The organism is Flagellimonas sp. 2504JD1-5, assembly GCF_053618295.1.
This window is the reverse complement of the sequence record NZ_JBSIOU010000001.1, coordinates 190,466-210,585: the sequence shown is the minus strand read 5'-3', so window position 1 is coordinate 210,585 and position 20,120 is coordinate 190,466. Positions and strand designations below refer to the sequence as shown.

The 20,120-nt window shown below is 39.7% G+C and carries 21 protein-coding genes; 2 read left to right on the top strand and 19 right to left on the bottom strand.

What is annotated here, in order from left to right; genetic code table 11:
- Positions 1 to 6 precede the first annotated feature (6 nt).
- On the bottom strand, positions 7 to 1,557 hold the full coding sequence (locus tag ACULLG_RS00940; RefSeq protein ID WP_452124889.1) for a carboxypeptidase-like regulatory domain-containing protein: 1,551 nt from the start codon (positions 1,555 to 1,557) through the stop codon (positions 7 to 9).
- 226 nt (positions 1,558 to 1,783) lie between these two features.
- Here ACULLG_RS00940 and ACULLG_RS00935 point away from each other — a divergent pair, with 226 nt between their 5' ends.
- On the top strand, positions 1,784 to 2,626 hold the full coding sequence (locus ACULLG_RS00935; RefSeq protein ID WP_452124888.1) for a pseudouridine synthase: 843 nt from the start codon (positions 1,784 to 1,786) through the stop codon (positions 2,624 to 2,626).
- A 12-nt stretch (positions 2,627 to 2,638) separates the two neighbouring features.
- Here ACULLG_RS00935 and ACULLG_RS00930 read toward each other — a convergent pair whose 3' ends face one another.
- The 3 genes from ACULLG_RS00930 to ACULLG_RS00920 form a co-directional block, all read right to left on the bottom strand.
- On the bottom strand, positions 2,639 to 3,073 hold the full coding sequence (locus ACULLG_RS00930; RefSeq protein ID WP_452124887.1) for a VOC family protein: 435 nt from the start codon (positions 3,071 to 3,073) through the stop codon (positions 2,639 to 2,641).
- Positions 3,074 to 3,183: 110 nt separating this feature from the next.
- Positions 3,184 to 4,122 carry a LuxR C-terminal-related transcriptional regulator gene (locus ACULLG_RS00925; RefSeq protein ID WP_452124886.1) on the bottom strand — a complete coding sequence of 313 codons (939 nt, stop codon included), beginning with the start codon at positions 4,120 to 4,122 and terminating at the stop codon, positions 3,184 to 3,186.
- 585 nt (positions 4,123 to 4,707) lie between these two features.
- Positions 4,708 to 5,052, bottom strand: a complete 345-nt coding sequence (locus ACULLG_RS00920; RefSeq protein ID WP_452124885.1) for a hypothetical protein — start codon at positions 5,050 to 5,052, stop codon at positions 4,708 to 4,710.
- Positions 5,053 to 5,178: 126 nt separating this feature from the next.
- Between ACULLG_RS00920 and ACULLG_RS00915 the strand changes: the two genes are divergently transcribed.
- Positions 5,179 to 5,313, top strand: a complete 135-nt coding sequence (locus ACULLG_RS00915) for a hypothetical protein (RefSeq protein WP_452124884.1) — start codon at positions 5,179 to 5,181, stop codon at positions 5,311 to 5,313.
- 14 nt (positions 5,314 to 5,327) lie between these two features.
- Here ACULLG_RS00915 and argH read toward each other — a convergent pair whose 3' ends face one another.
- The 15 genes from argH to ACULLG_RS00840 all read right to left on the bottom strand — a co-directional run bounded on the left by argH (position 5,328) and on the right by ACULLG_RS00840 (position 19,925).
- Positions 5,328 to 6,611: an argininosuccinate lyase gene (gene argH / locus ACULLG_RS00910; RefSeq protein ID WP_452124883.1), complete on the bottom strand. Its 1,284-nt coding sequence runs from the start codon at positions 6,609 to 6,611 to the stop codon at positions 5,328 to 5,330.
- Positions 6,608 to 7,024 carry an ACT domain-containing protein gene (locus tag ACULLG_RS00905; RefSeq protein ID WP_452124882.1) on the bottom strand — a complete coding sequence of 139 codons (417 nt, stop codon included), beginning with the start codon at positions 7,022 to 7,024 and terminating at the stop codon, positions 6,608 to 6,610. Before ACULLG_RS00905 ends, argH begins: the two co-directional genes overlap by 4 nt.
- 12 nt (positions 7,025 to 7,036) lie before the next feature.
- Positions 7,037 to 8,107: a M20 family metallo-hydrolase gene (locus ACULLG_RS00900; RefSeq protein ID WP_452124881.1), complete on the bottom strand. Its 1,071-nt coding sequence runs from the start codon at positions 8,105 to 8,107 to the stop codon at positions 7,037 to 7,039.
- The gene (argB, locus tag ACULLG_RS00895; RefSeq protein WP_452124880.1) at positions 8,104 to 8,883 is read right to left on the bottom strand and encodes an acetylglutamate kinase; all 780 of its coding nucleotides are present in this window, start codon (positions 8,881 to 8,883) and stop codon (positions 8,104 to 8,106) included. The genes ACULLG_RS00900 and argB overlap by 4 nt, the downstream gene beginning before the upstream one ends.
- A gap of 1 nt (position 8,884) precedes the next feature.
- Positions 8,885 to 9,631 (bottom strand): SDR family NAD(P)-dependent oxidoreductase, encoded by a 747-nt coding sequence (locus ACULLG_RS00890; protein WP_452124879.1) that lies wholly within the window; start codon positions 9,629 to 9,631, stop codon positions 8,885 to 8,887.
- A gap of 10 nt (positions 9,632 to 9,641) precedes the next feature.
- Positions 9,642 to 10,580 carry an acetylornithine carbamoyltransferase gene (locus tag ACULLG_RS00885; RefSeq protein WP_452124878.1) on the bottom strand — a complete coding sequence of 313 codons (939 nt, stop codon included), beginning with the start codon at positions 10,578 to 10,580 and terminating at the stop codon, positions 9,642 to 9,644.
- A complete protein-coding gene (gene proB, locus ACULLG_RS00880) occupies positions 10,577 to 11,341 on the bottom strand; it encodes a glutamate 5-kinase (RefSeq protein ID WP_452124877.1) in 765 nt (254 codons plus the stop codon). Before proB ends, ACULLG_RS00885 begins: the two co-directional genes overlap by 4 nt.
- Position 11,342: 1 nt before the next feature.
- A complete protein-coding gene (locus ACULLG_RS00875; protein WP_452124876.1) occupies positions 11,343 to 12,539 on the bottom strand; it encodes a glutamate-5-semialdehyde dehydrogenase in 1,197 nt (398 codons plus the stop codon).
- On the bottom strand, positions 12,536 to 13,663 hold the full coding sequence (locus ACULLG_RS00870; protein WP_452124875.1) for an aspartate aminotransferase family protein: 1,128 nt from the start codon (positions 13,661 to 13,663) through the stop codon (positions 12,536 to 12,538). Before ACULLG_RS00870 ends, ACULLG_RS00875 begins: the two co-directional genes overlap by 4 nt.
- Positions 13,664 to 13,797: 134 nt before the next feature.
- Positions 13,798 to 14,592 (bottom strand): pyrroline-5-carboxylate reductase, encoded by a 795-nt coding sequence (gene proC, locus ACULLG_RS00865; RefSeq protein WP_452124874.1) that lies wholly within the window; start codon positions 14,590 to 14,592, stop codon positions 13,798 to 13,800.
- Between the two features lie 82 nt (positions 14,593 to 14,674).
- Positions 14,675 to 15,649: an N-acetyl-gamma-glutamyl-phosphate reductase gene (gene argC, locus ACULLG_RS00860; protein WP_452126514.1), complete on the bottom strand. Its 975-nt coding sequence runs from the start codon at positions 15,647 to 15,649 to the stop codon at positions 14,675 to 14,677.
- Between the two features lie 107 nt (positions 15,650 to 15,756).
- Positions 15,757 to 16,944 carry an argininosuccinate synthase gene (locus ACULLG_RS00855; RefSeq protein ID WP_452124873.1) on the bottom strand — a complete coding sequence of 396 codons (1,188 nt, stop codon included), beginning with the start codon at positions 16,942 to 16,944 and terminating at the stop codon, positions 15,757 to 15,759.
- A gap of 101 nt (positions 16,945 to 17,045) precedes the next feature.
- A complete protein-coding gene (locus tag ACULLG_RS00850; RefSeq protein ID WP_452124872.1) occupies positions 17,046 to 17,660 on the bottom strand; it encodes a GNAT family N-acetyltransferase in 615 nt (204 codons plus the stop codon).
- A 218-nt stretch (positions 17,661 to 17,878) separates the two neighbouring features.
- A complete protein-coding gene (locus ACULLG_RS00845) occupies positions 17,879 to 19,243 on the bottom strand; it encodes a glycosyltransferase 87 family protein (RefSeq protein ID WP_452124871.1) in 1,365 nt (454 codons plus the stop codon).
- A gap of 223 nt (positions 19,244 to 19,466) precedes the next feature.
- Positions 19,467 to 19,925, bottom strand: coding sequence for a GyrI-like domain-containing protein (locus ACULLG_RS00840; RefSeq protein ID WP_452124870.1), 459 nt, complete (start codon positions 19,923 to 19,925; stop codon positions 19,467 to 19,469).
- Positions 19,926 to 20,120: the final 195 nt, after the last annotated feature.

Below are 20,120 nucleotides of genomic sequence, written 5' to 3'. Positions count from 1 at the left end.
TATGGATTAGTCTGTGGTTTTTTGCAAAGGGGTATTCATCCAATAATTATCAAGATACGTTGGTTTTGGGCTTAAAATATTATTAAACAAGGGCTTGTTCTTTTTCATGTTCAGCCCACCTTTAAATGGACCAACATCCAAACGGATTTTCTGCACAAAATACTCGCGAAACTGATTGTAATCTTTTTTAGTCCACTGATCCAATTCCACTCCATTGATGTTTTTCATCTTTGAAATCTCTAAGTCCACTAAGTTTTGATGGTTGGGTTGGGCTTTAGAAACGTTGTGTAATTCACTAAACAAGGTATTGGCTTCTATATCAGTTACTTTTGGGTATAATAGTACGGAGGAGTTGGAGACCGCGGCTTTTTTTAATTGAATCCTCTTATTTCTAAATTTAAGTCTGTATTTGTTCAGGACTTGGGCGTCACTTTTATCAGGAGGAGAATTGAACTCTAAAATAAAACGTTGATTGTCCAAATCTATGTTTAACGAATCAAGTTTAAATTTTGGCGGAGTTTTCAACTCAAAGGCGTTGTGCAAAGAGATATAATTGGGAAACATTTTGCCTTCAAATCTTTTGTATTCAGTGGTTACTTCAAAAATCAAATAGTTATAATTATTGTGCTTGTTAGTTTTTTGACCAAAATTCCGTTTTGAGCCATCATAAAGCGCATATTCCATTTTGTGAATAGCAAAATCTCCTTTGGAAATGTAAAGGAGACCATATGCCTTAAAATTGGGGACTGTTTTCCTAAATGACACGGTGTATAAGGGTTCGGTGTCTAAAAAAGTGTCCTCTTCTTTTGAAAATTCGTGATTTCTCATTAAATCTGACCGAAGGACATTTACAAAGTCATAAGCATCTATTTGATAGTTTCTGATGGCATCATGAATACGTAGTATTGTAAATTCATTACCCCCATAATTTGACAAAAAGACCTTATCAATGATTTTTTGACCAGTTTTGTAATTGTATTGTTGCTTAGCGAAAAAATTCTTTCTAAAACTGGTATTTTCAGAATATTCATAGATTCTAACTTTACTTGTTTCATAATCGACCTTGTCAAAACCTGAATCAAAAACTTCCAATATAGCCTCATTAAGGTTCAAATATTCACTCTCATCCAGTTGATAATCCCTATAGTATCCAATGGTGGAAAAGGGACTTTGAGGATAGTTTTCAGGAATGGCTTTAAGGGCTTTGCTGACTATCTGCCGGGCAGATAGTTGTTTCCTTCTTTTGGCTATAATTATAGCTTCCGGTAGTTCAATAACTTTGGAAGACAATCCTAATATATTGACCTCTGTCTTGGATAATGTTGTTGTTGGTATTTCAATTCGCTCATAACCTATGCACGAGATGATCAAGGTGTCCTTGGTGGCGAAATGTTTTTCAGGAATTTTAAAACCTCCATCTGTATTGGAGATTGTCCCGATAGCCAAACCCTTGATTTGAATGGTTGCATATACAATGGGCTCCTTGAGTTCACTATCCATAAGTTTACCTGTGATATAGCCCTTATTTTGGGCATTGACAGTAAGGGCAATAAGCATGAGCCAATGAGTTGCGCAAATTTTAAATAAACTAGAAGAAATTCCCATATTGCGAATTCGGGGTTAAAAACTGCATAACCACTATTTGGATTTAAATGGTGTTATTGTTTCCATCCAAATGATAATGAAGTTCGGGAATTTTACATTAAAAATCCAATTCCAATTGATTGTAATTAAGATGTATGGGGAAATAAAAAGCACTACTTTTGCAAAAAAATTATGACTGATGGCGAAATCAGACTATAACAGGGGCAAAAGGCCTTCTGGAAATACTCAAAAAAGAAATCCAAAGAAACAATTCTCCAAAAAAGAAGGATTTCGAAAGAAGCCCCAAAAACCAATAAAAAAATCAAACCCCGATGAAATCCGATTGAACCGTTATGTGGCCAATGCTGGTATCTGTTCCCGAAGGGAAGCGGACACCTATATTGCCGCAGGAAGTGTTTCAGTAAATGGAAAAGTGATCACGGAGATGGGATACAAAGTAAAACTGACCGATGATGTCCGTTTTGATGGTAGAAAACTCAACCCGGAGAAAAAAGAATACATTCTTTTAAACAAACCCAAGAATTTTATTACCACCACCAACGATGAAAAGGGAAGGCGCACTGTTATGGAATTGGTTTCCAATGCTTCTAATTCAAGATTGCTTCCTGTTGGGCGTTTGGACCGTAATACCACGGGACTGTTGGTTTTCACCAACGATGGGGATTTGACCAAAAAATTAACGCACCCAACATATGGTGTTCGCAAAATATACCATGTGCATCTTGACAAGAACCTGACTTTGCCCGATTTACGAAAGATTCAGGAAGGATTGAAATTGGAAGACGGAACGGTTGAGGTGGACGATGTAAGCTATATTCAAGGCGCTCCCAAAAAAGAGATCGGCATAGAGATCCACAGCGGACGCAACCGTATTGTTCGACGTATTTTTGAACATATGGGATACAATGTCATCAAACTGGATCGGGTAATTTTTGCAGGACTCAGCAAAAAAGACCTCCCACGTGGCCATTGGCGCCATTTGACCGAGCAGGAGGTGGTGAATTTGAAGATGATCAAGTAGTTCGCTTTTTGATTATACTGTAACTTGTTTTTTATAACTGTTGCGCTCTTCGGGAAGTTCACTCAAGTATTGTACAAACTCAAATTGGTTGCCATCGGCATCGGCAAAGTAATCCCGGATTCTAAATTGCTCCACTTCCTTGGGATAGTCACGTTTGTATCCGGCGTTTAGCAAATTGTTGGCAATTTCTTCAACATCTTCCACAACAAAACCAATATGGTTGATTCCAATTTTGTCATAGTTTTTGTCAACTTTTAGGTCGCTATACTGCGCTTGATTGATGGCAATATAGGTGTAATCGTCTCCAAAATGTACCCATTCGCGGGTGTCGTTGCCTCCTCCCCTTATTTTAAAATGAGGGAAAGCGGTTTGAAAAAAATCTATTGCCTCTTGTAAGTTGTTCACGGTTATATTGGCGTGCTCTAAATAAATATTTCGTGCTTTCATAAGCTGCTGTTTTAATGAATGACAAAGGTCAAAAAGGAATGGGAGCTATAAAACGAACCTAGGTACAGAAATGACACTGTACTTAAGTACAGGTGTAATTGACGTTTGGATTAAATACTAAAAAGTCCTCGTTTTAATCCGATATCCACGGCTTCTGTTCTATTTTCCGCATGCAGTTTGGAAAGGATTGCCGTCACATGGAATTTTACAGTTCGTTCTGTAATGTACAACTGCTTGCCAATTTGTTCATTGGTGAGCCCTTTTTTAATAAGTGTCAGTACCTCCAACTCTCTTTTTGTTAGTGGCGTTGATGGATAATTGGGCTCGTTTTGAACCATACTTGTCTGGTGGGTTGCCGTTTCTTTGAGTAATAGTGCGAGCTGCGCCTGAAGATCCTTTACATTAGTAATAAGGGCATCCGTTAGCTTAGAAGTATCATTGGGAGTATGTTCCAGACAAGAAAGAACAGCTTCAATTTTAGGGGTAAAAACCCGTTGTAGGATATTGCGAATGGAAGTGTTTGATTCAATGGTTTCATTTCCGTAGGACTGTTGTAATCTGGTACGTTGGATAGCGGTTCCTACCAATTCGCTTATTGTATTGAGAATAGTTAGTTCCTTTTCGGTGAGTTTCCGGGTTTCTTTACTGAGTAAATTGATAAGGCCAACCTTTTGATCATTTACAATGATGGGAATAGTCGCATGAAACATAAGACCCTCGGTACCCAAGTCTATATTCTTCAACCGTGTACAAGCAATTTCACTAATGTTCATGGCTTGGTCAATATCATCGGATAAATATTGTTTTATGCAATAACAGGGCCCTGACAATCGCTCCGGATAATTGTGCAAAGCTGGTGGTAGATTGTGGGAAGCCGCCAAATAAACCGATTTGTTATCGGGTTCGGTAAGCCATATCCAGCCCGTTTCCAGATCAAGGATTTCAACCATTTTCTCCAAAGATTTACGGAGTGCGGAATTCAAGGAAAATTCCTTGTTCAAGTGACGCGCAATCTCGTAGAGATATGAAAAGTAATCCGTGTCTTCCATTACTGAAAACTACTAATAAAAGGAAGGTTTATGGTAAGGAGGCGATTTTTTCTGTTTATGATGATATAGATTTCTATAAGTGCTTTAAGGAAAGGAACGAAATTAGAGGTAGAAAATAGTTGCACTTATAGGTTACGTATATGAAATGTTGCGTGTTTGTGAGCGAGGATTTTCCGAAGGAAAATCGGAAGCTAGCAAACCAAGCAACTCACATTGGTTAAGCACAAAGTAGCAATTTTTTATATACTTTGTTATGCACTGGCTTTTTCGTTCCATTTTTCTATTAAAAGAAATGATAGAATTACAATTCCCAAAAGTGGATAAAACAATGATGCAATGCAAGTCAGTAAAATATAATTCAATTTGTGTTTTTTAAAGTCGATTGCTATTAATACAACAATGATTACTCTAATTATATAGTCAATATATGTTGGTAAAGAGTTTATGTTTGAGAATGATGATTCAAGGTCAGGCGAACTTGCCATTACATTCCGCATAATAATTGGTTGAATGTAAACCCAAACCATTCCAACAATTGACCACAGAATTAAGAGGATAATGTATTTGTTTAATATAGTTAAAAGTTTATTCATCAGTTCCGATTTCAAGTTGATTGTATTTGTTATGGGCAACAGATAGTAAGAAAAGTAAAACTCCGATAAAAGATGAAAAAAAGGTCATAATTAAAATCAGATTAGACTTTATTTGTTCTTTCTTCATATCCTTTGACAGCAGAATAATAACCCCTATGTTTATCAAATATTCAATTCCACCACTTAAATAACCACTACCCAAAGTCGAAGTTCCACCATCTGGTAATTCAGATATCAATAAATCCGGAATGGCGAGTAGAATTATTGCAGTTAATATGCGTGAAATGATTAGTACTATTATTAATAAAGTTGCGTATTTTTTTATCAATTCTTTCATTTATTCTTTCTCACGTGATTTTTGTTAGCTTGTGCATAAAGTCTAAGCTAAGAATCGTTTTAATGATTCCTTAGCAACCGATAAGTGAAGTTCGGGAATTTCAACCAAAAAGTCCAATTCGAATTGATGTATTTAGATTATGAATTTATGAACATGAAAAGAGTTCCTTCCCTTGGCAAGGGAAGGTGGATTGATGCTTGGCATCAAGACGGAAGGGATGGATTTACCTTTTCCGTAGACAGGCTCAGCATGTCATTTTAGAAAAGAGTTTATGATTACTGTAAGGCTTTCTCCATTTTACCCCGAATCTCCTCCAAGCATAAATTTCCCAAACTGCCCTCATGGGTATGATTAATGTCTTTTTTAGGGGTAAATGTACCCGCTTCAATATCCTTGCCCATGGTTTTGTATGCATCCCTGAATGGCATTCCACTTTTTACCAATTCGTTAAGTGTATCCACACTGAACAAATAGTCATACTTGGGGTCACCGAGGATTTGGGTGTTGACTTTGATTTCCTTCAAACTAAAAACCATCATTTCCAGGCAGGCTTTGACATCCTGAATAGCAGGAACAATGACCTCTTTTACCAATTGTAGGTCCCTGTGGTATCCACTGGGCAAATTATTGGTTATTAGGGTCAATTGGTTGGGAATGGATTGAATTTTATTGCATTTGCCCCGAATCAACTCAAATACATCTGGATTTTTCTTGTGCGGCATAATGCTACTACCAGTGGTAAGCTCATCCGGGAATGAGATAAAATCAAAGTTTTGACTCATATACAAACAGATGTCCATGGCCAATTTCGACAGGGTGGAGGCAATGCTCGAAATTCCTAATGCGGTGGCTTTTTCAACCTTTCCCCTACCCATTTGTGCCGCCACCACATTGTATTTTAGAGTTTCGAAGCCCATTTCAGAGGTGGTAAAATTTCTATCAATGGGAAATGAACTGCCGTAACCTGCTGCGCTACCCAACGGATTTTGGTCGGCAATTTTATATGCGGCCTGTATAAAGTACAGGTCATCGATTAAACTTTCGGCATAGGCTGAAAACCATAACCCAAATGAGGAAGGCATGGCAATTTGTAAATGGGTATAACCGGGCAACAAAACTACTTGTTGCTTTTTGGCCAAATCAAGTAAAAGGTCAAAAAGGGATTTCACTTCATTCTTAATCTCCGTTAGTTCATCTTTCAGATAAAGTTGCATGGCCACCAACACTTGATCGTTTCTGGACCTCGCCGTATGTATTTTTTTACCAGTATCTCCCAATTTCTGGGTCAGCAAAAATTCAATCTTGGAGTGCATATCCTCAAAGTCATCCTCAATGGTAAATACCCCATCTTCGATGCATCGGGCAATCTTGTTCAATTCCTGTATCAAGTTTTTGGTTTCATCTTCGGTGATCAATCCAACCTTGCCCAACATTTTCGCATGGGCTTTTGAGGCTATAACATCGTATTTTGCCAATAGCAAATCCAGTTCTCGATCATTGCCAACGGTAAAATGGTCTATTTTTTTATCGGTACTAAAACCTTTGTCCCAGAGTTTCATTTTTTAGAGTTGTAATAGTTTGTCAATTGTTGTAGAACTTCCATTGCATGTTGTACTCCCTGTCTTTCTATAAAAATATGATCATGATAGTATGCTGCAACCACGTTAAAACTTATTCCCTCGTTGGCCAGTACGTTCGAAATTGTTGCGGTGAGTCCCACAGTTTCAAGAGGTATCGGTGAATCCGTGTTCAAAGTTATGCAGGCAGCCACATAATCATATTTTAGGTCAATGCTGTCCGCTATTTCTTTTTTCATTATCAAGGATGTCCCTTCTTTTTCCTTGAAAATACCATGAACCATATTAAGGTCAAATTGAAAGGAATCATCTACACTGGCAAATACAAAGTCCCCTTCATTCAGCTCTAGCTGTAGATTTGATAAAATTGCCTTTAAATTGGAATTATCGGACATGATTAAACTGTTTTAGAGTAAAAATCCGGAAAGAATCTTGATATACAAATCAATTCCTTCTTCAATTTCATTCACATAAATAAATTCATTGGCAGAATGCGAACGTGTACTATCGCCAGGCCCCAGTTTCACGGATTGACAACTCAAGGCCGCCTGATCTGACAAAGTGGGTGAGCCGTATGTTTTTCTGCCAAGAGCAATGCCACTTTTCACCAAATCATGGTTTGGGTCAATGGCAGACGAGTTCAGACGAAGGGAACGCGGTGTCATTTTACAGGGGGCTTCTTTTTCCAAGATAGCGGCAATTTCTTGGTTGGAATAGCAATCGTTTACGCGTACATCCACCACCAAATCCACTTTGGCAGGAACAACATTGTGTTGATTCCCAGCATTGATTTGGGTTACCGTCAATTTTACTTTGCCCAAAGCCTCCGATTCTTTTTCGAAGGTGCAATTTTTAAACCATTGTAATACCTCTATGGTATTGTAAATAGAATTGTCATCATTTGGATGCGCCGCATGAGAAGGTGTGCCTTCAATAACAGCATCAAACACAATCAGTCCTTTTTCTGCGATCGCCAAATCCATCAACGTGGGTTCGCCTACAACGGCCACATCAATTTTGGGCAGTATGGGTAAAAGACCTCGCAAGCTTTTTTCACCAGCGTTTTCTTCTTCTGCCGTTGCCGCCATAATTATATTATGGCTCAAGTTTTTCGCTTCATAAAAATGGACAAAGGTGGCCAAAAGTGAGACTAAACATCCGCCAGCATCGTTGCTTCCGAGACCAAATAATTTTCCATCCTCAATATGTGGGTTGAAGGGATCTTTGGTGTAGGCTGCGTTCGGTTTTACCGTATCATGATGTGAATTAAGGAGTAGCGTAGGCTTACTTTCATCAAAATATTTGTTGAAAGCATAAATGTTATTGAATTGCCGTTGCGTTTCCACACCAAAATCAATCAACCAGTTTTGTATGGCATCCCCTGTTTTGTCCTCTTCGCCAGAAAAAGAAGGAATTGCAATCAATTGTTGCAATAAATCCAGCGCCTTTTGAGTAAGCTCTCCTTGATTTGGTTTCATAGCGTTAAGGTCGTAAAATTTGAATCTGTCCGCTGTAACATGCTGCTATCTCCTATACAAACTTTTTTTACATTGTGCTGAAGGGCATGGAAACAATTGTGCATTTTAGGAAGCATTCCGTCCGCAATAACTCCTTCAACCAAAAGGGATTTATAGGTTTCTGAATTGATATGTTGGATTACGGAATTCTCATCTTCAACATCTCTCAATACCCCTTTTTTTTCGAAACAATAGTAAAGCGTAGTTTCAAATTCTGATGATAGTCCAATGGCTAGTTCTGAGGCAATCGTATCGGCATTGGTATTGAACAATTGTCCTTTTCCATCATGAGTCAGTGCACAAAAAATGGGAGTAAAACCTGCCTGTAGCAACTTAGAAATCCCATCGGAATTTACTGCGTCTACATCACCGACCCATCCAAAATCCACCTCTTTTACCGGTCTTTTATGTGCCTTAATGGCATTGGCATCTGCCCCGCTCATGCCCAGGGCATTGCAGTTTAAGGCTTGCAACTGGGCCGTAATTTTCTTGCTGACCAATCCACCGTAGACCATAATGGTCACATCCAAACTTTCGGAATCGGTAATTCTTCGTCCGTTGATCATTTTGGATTCAATGCCCAGTTTATTTCCTATTTCGGTGGCTTTTTTTCCACCACCATGTACCAATATTTTGTGCCCGTCTATTTTGGAGAATAACCCAAGCAAGTGGGACAGACCCTTGGGGTCTTCGATGACATTACCGCCTATTTTTACTATGGAAAGCTTTTCTTTCATTTTACGCATTTAATATTCCGCCATCAATGGTCATGGCCGTTCCGGTAATCCATGACGAATCATCTGAAATCAGAAAAAGAGCCAGCTTTGCAATATCCTCTGGCGTGCCCAATCGTTGTAATAAAGTTGCTTTTGCGGCATTTTGCACCGCCTCCTCAGGATTTGGAAATGCTTTTGCGGAATCCCATATCAAAGGCGTATCTACAGGACCCGGACAAATTGCGTTTACCCTGATTTTTGGGGCATATTCAACCGCCATTTGTTTCATCAAAGCTATGCTTGCCCCTTTTGAGGCGCAATACGCGGGATGATTGGGAAAACTTTTAAAAGCCGCGATGGATGCATTGATCAAAATATTCCCTTTTTCAGCTTTTTGAAGATGTGGAATGGCATATTTTGACAAATAGAAAATGGAACTTAGGTTAACATTTAAAGTATCGTGCCAGTCGGAAACTGAAAGGTCAACTACATTTCCCAGCCCTAAGATTCCGGCATTCAAGGACAATACATCAAGTTTCCCAAACTCATCAATGGCTGTTTTGACCAATTTTTCATTGTATTCGGGTTTGGAAACATCTCCGGCAACAAAAACAGCACCTTTGAGTGCTTTTGCCAAGGCATTGCCTCTTTCCAAGTTACGTCCGGAAAGAACAAGTTTTGCCCCTTCGGCATGCAACATTTGTGCGATACCCTTTCCCATACCACTTGTGGCCCCGGTAACGATACAGACTTGGTCTTTTAGCTTCATTTTTCTTGGATTATAGGTTTTCCAGTATTTTTTTTAGCACAATTTGTGCGGAAAAAGTCCTGTTATTGGCTTGTTCAATCACTAATGATTGGTTTCCGTCCAAAACGGCATCCTCTACCACTACATTTCGTCTTACGGGAAGACAATGCATAAACTTAGCATTTCTTAGCTTTTCTGCAGTCATCATCCAATTGGAATCTTGATTCAGTACCTTCCCATAGTCAGTATAACTGCTCCAGTTTTTTACATAGACAAAATCGGCATTTTCCAAGGCCTTTTCCTGGTCATGTTCAATTGTGCATCCCTTGGTGATTTCAGGATTTAACTCGTAACCTTCGGGATGTGTAATTACAAAATCAGCGTCTTGCAATTGCATCATCTTAACAAACGAATTGGCCACGGCATGTGGCAAAACTTTGGGATGCGGTGCCCATGATAAAACCACCTTCGGTTTGTTTTGTGAGTTGTTTTCTTCCAAAGTTATGGCATCTGCCAGAGCCTGTAAAGGGTGTGCGGTTGAACTTTCCATGTTCACAATGGGGATTGAGGCATATTTGGCGAAGCCGTTTAAAACTTCCTCCGCCTCATCTTTTGTTTTGTCCTCCAATTTGGCAAAGGCTCTTATGGCTACCACATCGCAAAACTGGGAAACTACTTGCGCAGCTTCTTTTATATGTTCCGATGTTCCCTGATCCATGATGGTGCCATCTCCATATTCCAATGCCCATCCTTCACTTCCAAAATTCATGACCATTACTTCCATACCCAAGTTAACAGCCGCTTTTTGGGTACTCAACCGAGTTCTTAATGAATTGTTGAAGAATAAGAGACAAATAGTTTTTCCCGTACCTAGCGAAAGATGCTTTTTGGGCTCTCTTTTGAGTGCTCTGGCCTCTTTGACCCATTCGGAAAGATTGTCTATGTTGTTTATGGAGAGATAGTTTCTCATGATGTGATTTTTGTATAGTTTATCGAATCCCCTAATGCATCCTGAATAAAATTTTCATTCAAACCATTCACGATCCAAGTTTCGATTCCAGCTTGTTGTGCAATTGTGGCTGCCTCAATTTTGGATTGCATCCCTCCGGTTCCATGGGTTGATTTACCATTCCCTATTTCTTTTTCAAGATTTTGAAGATCGCTGACGGTCTCAATGGTTTTAGGTTGATTATTCTCAAGGGATTCTTTTGTATAGATTCCATTGGTGTTGGTTGCAATTAGTAACAGGTCGGCCTCCAAAAGCGAAGCAGTTAACGCAGCCAACTTATCGTTATCACCAAATTTGATCTCATCGGTTGCCACGGTATCATTTTCGTTGATGATGGGGATAAAATTATTCGCAACCAAAACATTGATAGTGTTTTTGATGTTGACTTTTGAATCTGCATTTTCAAAATCGGAATACGACAGCAGACATTGCGAAGTGAGCAAGCCCAATTCCCTGAAATTTTCCTGGAAAATTCGCATCAAATGAGGTTGACCAATGGCAGCCAATGCTTGTTTTACATTTATTTCTGGGCCGGTATGTTCCAATTTCACAAACTGTTTGGCTGCTGCGATGGCTCCCGAACTGACAATGATAAACTCATATTCCGAAGAGAGCTGTGCAATCTGTCTACCAATGTCCTCCACCTTTCCTCTGGAAATCTGGTTGGTCTCCTTGGTCAAGGTGTTTGAGCCTATTTTAAGTAATATCCGTTTCTTTTTCATTTTATCGGATTTGGCCATTACCGATTACGTACCACTTGTTGCTCACCAAATGTTGAAGACCGATAGGTCCTCTTTGGTGTAGTTTGTCCGTGCTAATGGCAAGTTCTCCGCCCAACCCAAACTGACCTCCATCCGTGAATCGGGTTGAAGCGTTGTGATAAACAGCAGCTGAATCCACGGATTGCATAAATGTGGTGGCAGTTTTGTTATTGGCCGTAATAATAGCAGCTGAATGTCCGCCACTATAGGTGTTTATTTTGTTGATGGCTTCATCCAAATCTGTGACTTGCCCGAGCACAATCTTGTAATCCAAAAACTCTTCGTACCATACTGAATCATCTTGGATTTCACTCGTTTCCGATAAACTTGAAAGAGATTTGTCCGTTAAGATCTGCACATCACTTTTTTGAAGTTGTTGGGCCAATTGGGTCAAAAACTCTTGCTTTCTTGGCAAATCAGCAGCAACGAGTACCTTGTCCAAAGCATTGCAGGCTGATATTTTGGTGGTTTTAGCATTCAGGATGACATCCAATGCGATTTCTAGGTCAGCCTCCGAATCCACAAATAAAAAGTTGTTCCCACGACCACTCACAATTACAGGGCAGGTAGCATGTTGTTTCACAAACGCAATCAGTTTTTCACCTCCCCTGGGAACAATCAAATCAATTTTTTCGGAAGGGTTTTCCAAAAAGCGTTGTGTTTGAGCTCTGTCAAATTCTAAATATCTGACCCAATCCGTTGAGCAGTCATGTTCTTCCAGCGCTTTGTGCCACAGTTCTACTAAGACCAAATTGCTGTTAAGTGATTCTTTCCCACCCTTAAGTAATATTTTGTTTCCAGATTTGAATGCAATTCCGGCAGCTTCAATGGTCACGTCAGGTCTGGATTCGTAAATAATCAGAATAGTGCCAAAAGGTGCTGTTTTATTGCTGATATGGATCCCATTTTCATGGGTGAATTGAAAGCGCTCCACACCTAAAGGGTCTTGTTGTGAGGCAAGTTGATCAAGTGACAAGACCATTCCATCTATTTTGGGGGCATCAACTTTTAAACGATCTCCCATGGCCAAATCTTCCCCAGAATAGTTATCCAAATCTTTTTGATTGGCCTCTAAAATTTTGGATTGTTCCAACTTCACCAATTGCGACATGGTTGTCAAAACAGCATTTCGTTTTTCTATGGATAATACCAAACTCATTGTAATTCTGCTTTTAATGCTTCAAAAAATAGGTCGATATGTTCTTTTGTGATGTTCAGAGCAGGTAAAATTCGAAGCACATGCTTGTCTTTTGCCCCTCCAGTGAACAATTTTTGATTAAAAATCAGTTTTTTGCGTAATTCAGCTACTTCAAAATCAAATTCTAAACCTAGCATCAATCCTCTTCCTTTAACTCGTTTTACTTGGGTAATTTCTGAAGCTTTTTCTTTGAAATAGCTTCCCAGTTCATCCGCATTTGGAATTAAATTTTCCTTTTCCAGAACCTCCAGAACGGCCAAGGTTGCGGCGCATGCCAAATGATTTCCACCAAAGGTGGTGCCCAAAAGTCCGTAGGATGCCTTAAAGGATTCATGAATCAAAATACCGCCAACAGGAAAACCATTGCCCATACCTTTGGCCATGGAAATGATATCTGGTTGTATATTGTGATGCTGAAAGGCAAAGAATTTTCCACTTCTACCAAATCCACACTGAATCTCATCCGCGATAAGAACAATTCCTTTTTCCTTGCATTTTTCTGCTACAAATTGAATAAACTCGGTTGTAGGTTCATCCAAACCTCCAATACCTTGAATGGTTTCTAAAATAACAGCGCAATGATCGTCAGATTGGATGGCCTTTTCAAAAGCTTCAAAATTGTTCAACTCTAAAAAACTTACTTTTTGCTGAAGATTGATTGGAGCATTGATAGATGGATTGTCCGTCGTGGCCACGGCAGCAGAAGTCCTTCCATGAAACCCATTTTTAAAGGCGATGACCTTGGATTTGCCAGTATGGAAAGACGCCAATTTCAGGGCATTTTCGTTGGCTTCCGCCCCAGAATTGCACATGAAAAGATTATAATCCTCACATTGTGACAATTTTCCTAGTTTTTTTGCTAACTCATGTTGCAATGGATTTTGAATGGAATTGCTATAAAACCCAATCTTATCCAATTGGTCTTTAAGTCGATTCACGTAATGCGGATGGGAATGCCCGATTGAAATTACGGCATGACCTCCATAAAAATCAAGATATGTTGAGCCTTTATCATCAGTTACCTCAATACCCTTTGCGGAAACCGGGGTTACATCGTAAAGTGGATATACGTCAAATAGTTTCATTTTTTCTATTTTGTCACCTCGAGCGCAGTCGAGAGGTCTTTATTTGTTTATCTTTTTAAGTCATTTCGAATCTGCCTTTGACTCAGAGAAATCTAATTTGAGATGTCTCAAATTCGTTCGATATGACGTTCAAATCATCCTTTTCTGATTTTACTTATTTTTTCAAATGATGTCACTATACCTCGAATTAGGGAGGAGCTCAAACCCTGGTGTTCCATCTCGTTCAACCCTTCAATGGTACATCCTTTGGGCGTAGTTACACGATCAATCTCTTCTTCGGGGTGGTTTCCGGATTCAATTAAAAGGCTAGCAGCTCCGTTGCAGGTATGCATGGCCAACTCCTGTGCCTCTTTGGCATCGAACCCTAATTGAATGGCACCCTGGGTTGTGGCACGTATCAAACGCATCCAGAAAGCAATACCACTAGCACAAATCACGGTTGCCGCTTGCATCTGCTCTTCGGGGATTTCTAGGGTATGTCCCATTCTATTGAAAATGGCCTTGGCCAAGTCAATTCGTTTTTGCCCTAATTTGTTGCTACAAATACAGGTCATGGAATTACCCACCGAAATAGCGGTATTGGGCATACTTCGGACAATATATTTGTCTGAACCAATGATTTCTTCAATTTTTGAGATGCTAAAACCCGTTATGGTACTGATGATTACATGGTTTTCGGTCAAAAGGTCTTTCACCTCTTCCAAAATGGAGCTAAAGTGTCCAGGTTGAACGGCAAAAATCAAAGTATCCGAATTTTGAATGGCCTCTTTGTTATCTGTAGTTACGGTGACATTTCCGTATTTTTCAAAATCCTTTATTTCTGAAACGTTTCTTTTGGTTAGATACATGGTTGTGGCTCCATTGCTGTGCAAAACACCTTTTGCAATGGACAATCCCAAATTTCCTGCTCCTATGATTGCTATTTTCATGGTTTTCTTTTTGGTCGCCTCGAGCGCAGTCGAGAGGTGTTTGATTTATTTTTAGGTCTCGACTGCGCTCGACCTGACATTTTTAAAACACTCCTGCTTTTAGTTGTAATCCTGTCGTTTCTTCCAATCCAAACATTAGATTCATATTCTGGACAGCCTGTCCGGAAGCTCCTTTTAATAAATTATCGATGGCCGAGGTCACCAATAAAGTGTCCTCATGCTTATGCAAATGCACGTGGCATTGGTTGGTGTTCACCACTTGTTTTAAGTGGATAGGTTCTGTCGAAACATGGGTAAAGACATCATCTTTGTAAAAATCCTGATACAATTGCTGGGCATCCTCTAAACTGCCATCGAAATGGGTATAACTGGTTGCTAAAATTCCTCTTGTAAAATTCCCTCTGTTGGGCAGAAAGAACAGTTTTCCAGTCTTGGTTCCGTAGGAATCCAGACTTTCGCCAATCTCACTCAAATGTTGATGGGTAAAAGGTTTGTACCATGAAACATTATTGTTCCGCCAGCTGAAGTGAGAGGTGGAAGAAAGTCCAACTCCGGCACCAGTGCTACCCGTCACGGCATTGACGTGCACCTGATTTTGCAGCAAACCTGCTTTTGCCAAAGGAAGCAACCCTAATTGAATGGTGGTGGCAAAACACCCTGGATTTGCAATATCATTTGCCTTTTCAATACTTTCTTTTTGCAACTCGGGAAGACCATAAACAAAAGTTTTTCCTTGAAAAGTAGCATCAGCTTTTAACCTAAATTCATTGCTTAGATCTACAATCTTGGTTTTGGCATCAAAATCATTTTCTTTCAAAAATTTTGACGAATTGCCATGACCCAAGCATAAGAACACCACATCTACACTAGGATTTACCTCGCCGGTAAATTCCAAGTTGGTTACGCCCAACAAATCCGGATGAGCAGAAGTAATGGGTTTCCCAGCTCTGGTGGTACTGAACACAAAATCGATTTCCGCTTCAGGGTGGTTGAGGAGCAATCGAATCAATTCGCCTCCTGTGTAACCAGACCCTCCAATAATTCCTGCTTTTATCATAATTTTCTTTTTGTCACCTCGAGCGTAGTCGAGAGGTCTTTCATTCATTTTTAGGTCTCGCTAGCTCCTTCGACTGCGCTCAGGATAACAGCTCGACCTGACATTGCTTACAAATTTTGGTTTACATGGTTCGCTATTTTCCCAGGGTTGGATAGGATTTTGATAAATCCTTTAGCGTCATCAGCAGTCCAACCTTTGTTCATTTCCCCATAACTTCCAAAGGAAGCGTTCATTAAATCATGCGCAGAGGAGACCCCATCCAAATCGAATCGATAAGGATGAAGGGTTACAAAAACATCCCCGGAAACATTCTTTTGGGTATCAGCCAAAAAGGCTTCAATGTTCCGCATTACTTCATCCAAATAGTTTCCTTCATGCAAGAGCATTCCATAAAAATTGGCCATTTGCTCTTTTTGATATTGTTGCCATTTGCTCAAAGTGTGTTTTTCCAAAAGATGGTGTGCTTTAATAATAATCAGCGGAGCGGCTGCCTCAAAACCAACTCTTCCTTTTATTCCGATGATGGTATCTCCCACATGAATGTCTCTACCAATGGCGTATTTGGATGCAATATTTTCAAGTTTTTCAATATTATCAACAGGACTTCCGGTCTCCCCGTCTACGGCAACAAGTTCTCCTTTGTTGAAACTCAATTTGAGTTGTTTGGAACTTTGCTTTTCCAATTGACTTGGATAGGCGGTTTCAGGAAGGGGTAAATGCGAGGTCAAGGTCTCATCGCCACCTACCGATGTACCCCAGAGACCTCTATTGATAGAATATTTTGCTTTTGCCCAAGGGTAATCCACCCCATTTTGTTTGAGATATTCAATTTCAGCTTCTCTGGACAATTTATTGTCCCTGATTGGAGTGATAATCTCTATTTCGGGCGCAATAGTTTGAAAGATCATATCGAACCGCACTTGGTCGTTACCGGCTCCTGTGCTTCCATGGGCGATGTATTTGGCTCCTATTTTTTTAGCGTGATTGACGATTTCTACGGCTTGTATGATTCGCTCTGCACTTACCGAAAGGGGATAGGTATTATTTCTGAGTACGTTTCCGTAGATGAGGTATTTGACCACTTTTTCATAAAAAGTAGAAACGGCGTCCAAAGAGGTATATGAGGTAGCACCAAGCTCAAGTGCTTTTTGCTCGATTTCCTTTATTTCGGATGGAGTAAATCCACCGGTGTTCACACTCACGGCATGTACTTCGAAACCTTCTTCTTTTGAAAGGTGCTTTGCGCAATACGAAGTATCCAATCCACCACTATAGGCCAGTACTAGTTTTTTCATTTTATTCTATTTTATCATTCCTGCGAAGGCGGGAATCCCGTTCAACATCCCTGCTTCGCTGTCCCCTCATGCTTCGACTCCGCTCAGCACTCGGGGACAATTTATTTTTGTTTCTTTTTTAGGAATAGTGTTTCCTTTATGCTTTTTAATCGCTTAAAAGCTTTTCCGTTTAATTTTTTAGATTCTGGTTTTTGACTATTGGGGTCGTACAGCATTCCGGTGCAGAGACACATATTTCTTTCTGTTCGAGTAAGGATATCAAAGTTTTTACACGTTTGACATCCTTTCCAAAATTCGGGATCATCGGTCAACTCGGAAAAAGTAACTGGTTTGTAACCCAGCTCGTAGTTCATTTTCATTACGGGCAGCCCTGTTGTGATTCCAAATATTTTGGCTTCTGGGAATTTTTCTCTGGACAGCTCAAAAATGGATTTCTTTATTTTTTTGGCTAGTCCCTGATTTCGATAATCGGGATGTACAATCAGGCCAGAGTTGGCCACAAAGTTTTTGTTTCCCCAAACCTCGATATAACAGAATCCTGCAAAAGTGTCACCGTCCAATGCTATTACCGCATTACCATTCTGCAACCGTTTCATGATATATTCAGGAGTTCGCTGCGCTATACCAGTTCCCCGAACCTTTGCAGATTCGGTTATGGTGTCGCTGATGATCTTTGCGTATTTAAAATGTGACTCGTTAGCAACTAAAATTTCCATTGCTACTTAATTATTGACTAAAAAATGAAATTGATTTTGTGATTTTTTGCGGAAATGGACTCACCTATTTCCATAGTCTGATATGCACCCTTACGGGCGACGGCGACGAGCGAATGGACGTACTGGAGCAGGGATGCTCAACGAGGTTAATATGTAATCTTGTCCTTTCATTATGGGATTAAAAGTACAAATTAATTCCAATCGGCATAGATTGGCGACTATTTTTTGAAGAAATGTAACTTTTTCCCCTGTTTAGTTAGTATTTCATAAATCATAATGGCAAGAACCACGATATACTCAATGGCTAACAACCAAAGATTTTCCTCATATTCGGGATTGGAATAGGCCCAATAACTCAGGATGACCAGTAATGACCACGCTATTGCGTAGCGATATTCCGTAAAAATGGCCAGAACCAAAAGAAAAATAACATACCAAGGATGGACTGTACTGGATAATAAGTAGTATATGGTCAGTACTATAAGCATTGAGGTAATCAAAGTACTGAGATTTTGATTTTTTCGAAAGAATGCAACCAAAAGTGTAATGACAACTACAGCAAGTGCCATCCATTTGCCATAGACTTTGACCAAAATCCAGGGTTTGGCATCAAAGAAGTTTACTCCAATGTGCTTCACAAGATTATAGGTGCCGGCATTAAACTCAAAATTGGAAAACCAAAGCCCAACAGTTTCGGAATAATTGTCAATAAATGAAGAGGAGTAAAAAGGGAGCAGCAAAATAACACAGCATATGCCCATAGCAATATAGAAGAATGCACTTTTTTTGAATCCGAGGTATTTTAAAAGTAAGGGTAAAAATAATATGGGCACCAGCTTGACCATAATTGACATCGCGTACACTGGAGCTGCCATCAGCCATTTTTTATCCGCAATCAAATACAGGGACCAAACAAAGAAGAAGAGCATCACCCCTTCAAAATGGAGATTCCCTGTTAATTCGATAATGACCAACGGGTTTAGGAAGTACCAAAACGCCATATGGTTTGACTTGTTCAATTTTTGAAGCAATTTTCTACCGAAATAGAGGATTCCAATATCTGCACATATAATGGTCAAACGCATTACGATAATCGAGCCTAGGACGCTTCCCCCTCCCAAAAAAGTGGCAATGGTGAATATGATTTGATTGAGTGGAGGATAATTGCTAAAGTGTTTTGCGCTCAAACTTCCCATGCCATTGAAGAGTTGATGGGCATTGGCGACGGGTAAATTGGATTGGGCAATCAATTCGTTGGGAACATTCAAATAGGGATTAATACCATTTTTTATCAGCTCCCCATCCCAAATAAAGCGGTAAAAATCTTGTGAGAGATTGGGTTCGGCCCACAGAAAAACCAATCGAAATAGAACACCTGAAATCAATAGAAACTTAAAGTTCCATTTTTGGAACTGAATCAATTTAAAATGAAGGAAAAAGAGAGCGATAAAAAGACCCAATAGCTTTGGGAAATCTGTCCGATCTAGGTCATAAGCATAGCTTGTGTAAAACAAGATGCTTCCCAAGACAAGTAGGGCAGGGATTTTGTGGAGCTTCCAAAATTTTATGATTTGATGAGGCATTGCTGATCAGCATTTCTAAGGTCAGCAAAAAATATAAAATATATTTTGAATGGGTGTTACATCCCGCTATGAATGTAAGCGTATGTCAAATGAGTTTTAGCGTCATTCCGAATTTATTTCGGAATCTCAGCTTTTGTTATGGGAACCTGAAACAAGTTCAGGTTGACATTGTGCCATAATGGACAATTTAACTTCTGGATACATAGCGGGATAGCAGAAATGCTTATTCCGTGGCCACTAAAATTTCAGCTTCCCCATCGGTAGGGTTCATGGCTTTTTCGCCATAGATCTCCATATCGGTGGTGTAGGTTCTTTTTAAATCGGTGTTCCAGATATCCATCCATGTATTGATTACTGCATCTTTGGTTAGATCACCCTTGGCTGTAAATTTGGTATAGTTTGCAGGTGGAACCATTTTTACGGTCAAATCATCCGGAATGTTATCAAGGTTAAATACATTGCAGCCGATGACCATGGTGTAGGGTCTGGTATGGTCGCCCTCGTAATCAGTATAAATGGCATAAATGGTCTCGTCTACCTTGTTCGGAATCCGCGCCACCGTGTTATCCGCCATGAATTTTTCCCAAAGTTGTGGAATTTCTTTATCCGCTTTTCCCGGGTCATTGGAAGTTCTGATGGATAAACCTACGATGGATAGTTCTTTTTTTCTTGTGCTTGTCATGATAAATAAGTTTTAAGATTTGCACAAAAATATTTAGGGTTTATGACAGGGGTGTGTCAGGGGTATTTGGCATTTGGTAAACCCATAACCCATATCTATCAATTTACACTTGAATCTTTCGCCCAATTTCCAGAATTTCATTTGCCTGTGCTGAACTTGATTCGGTATCGCACAATATTCATTAAAAACGAATCA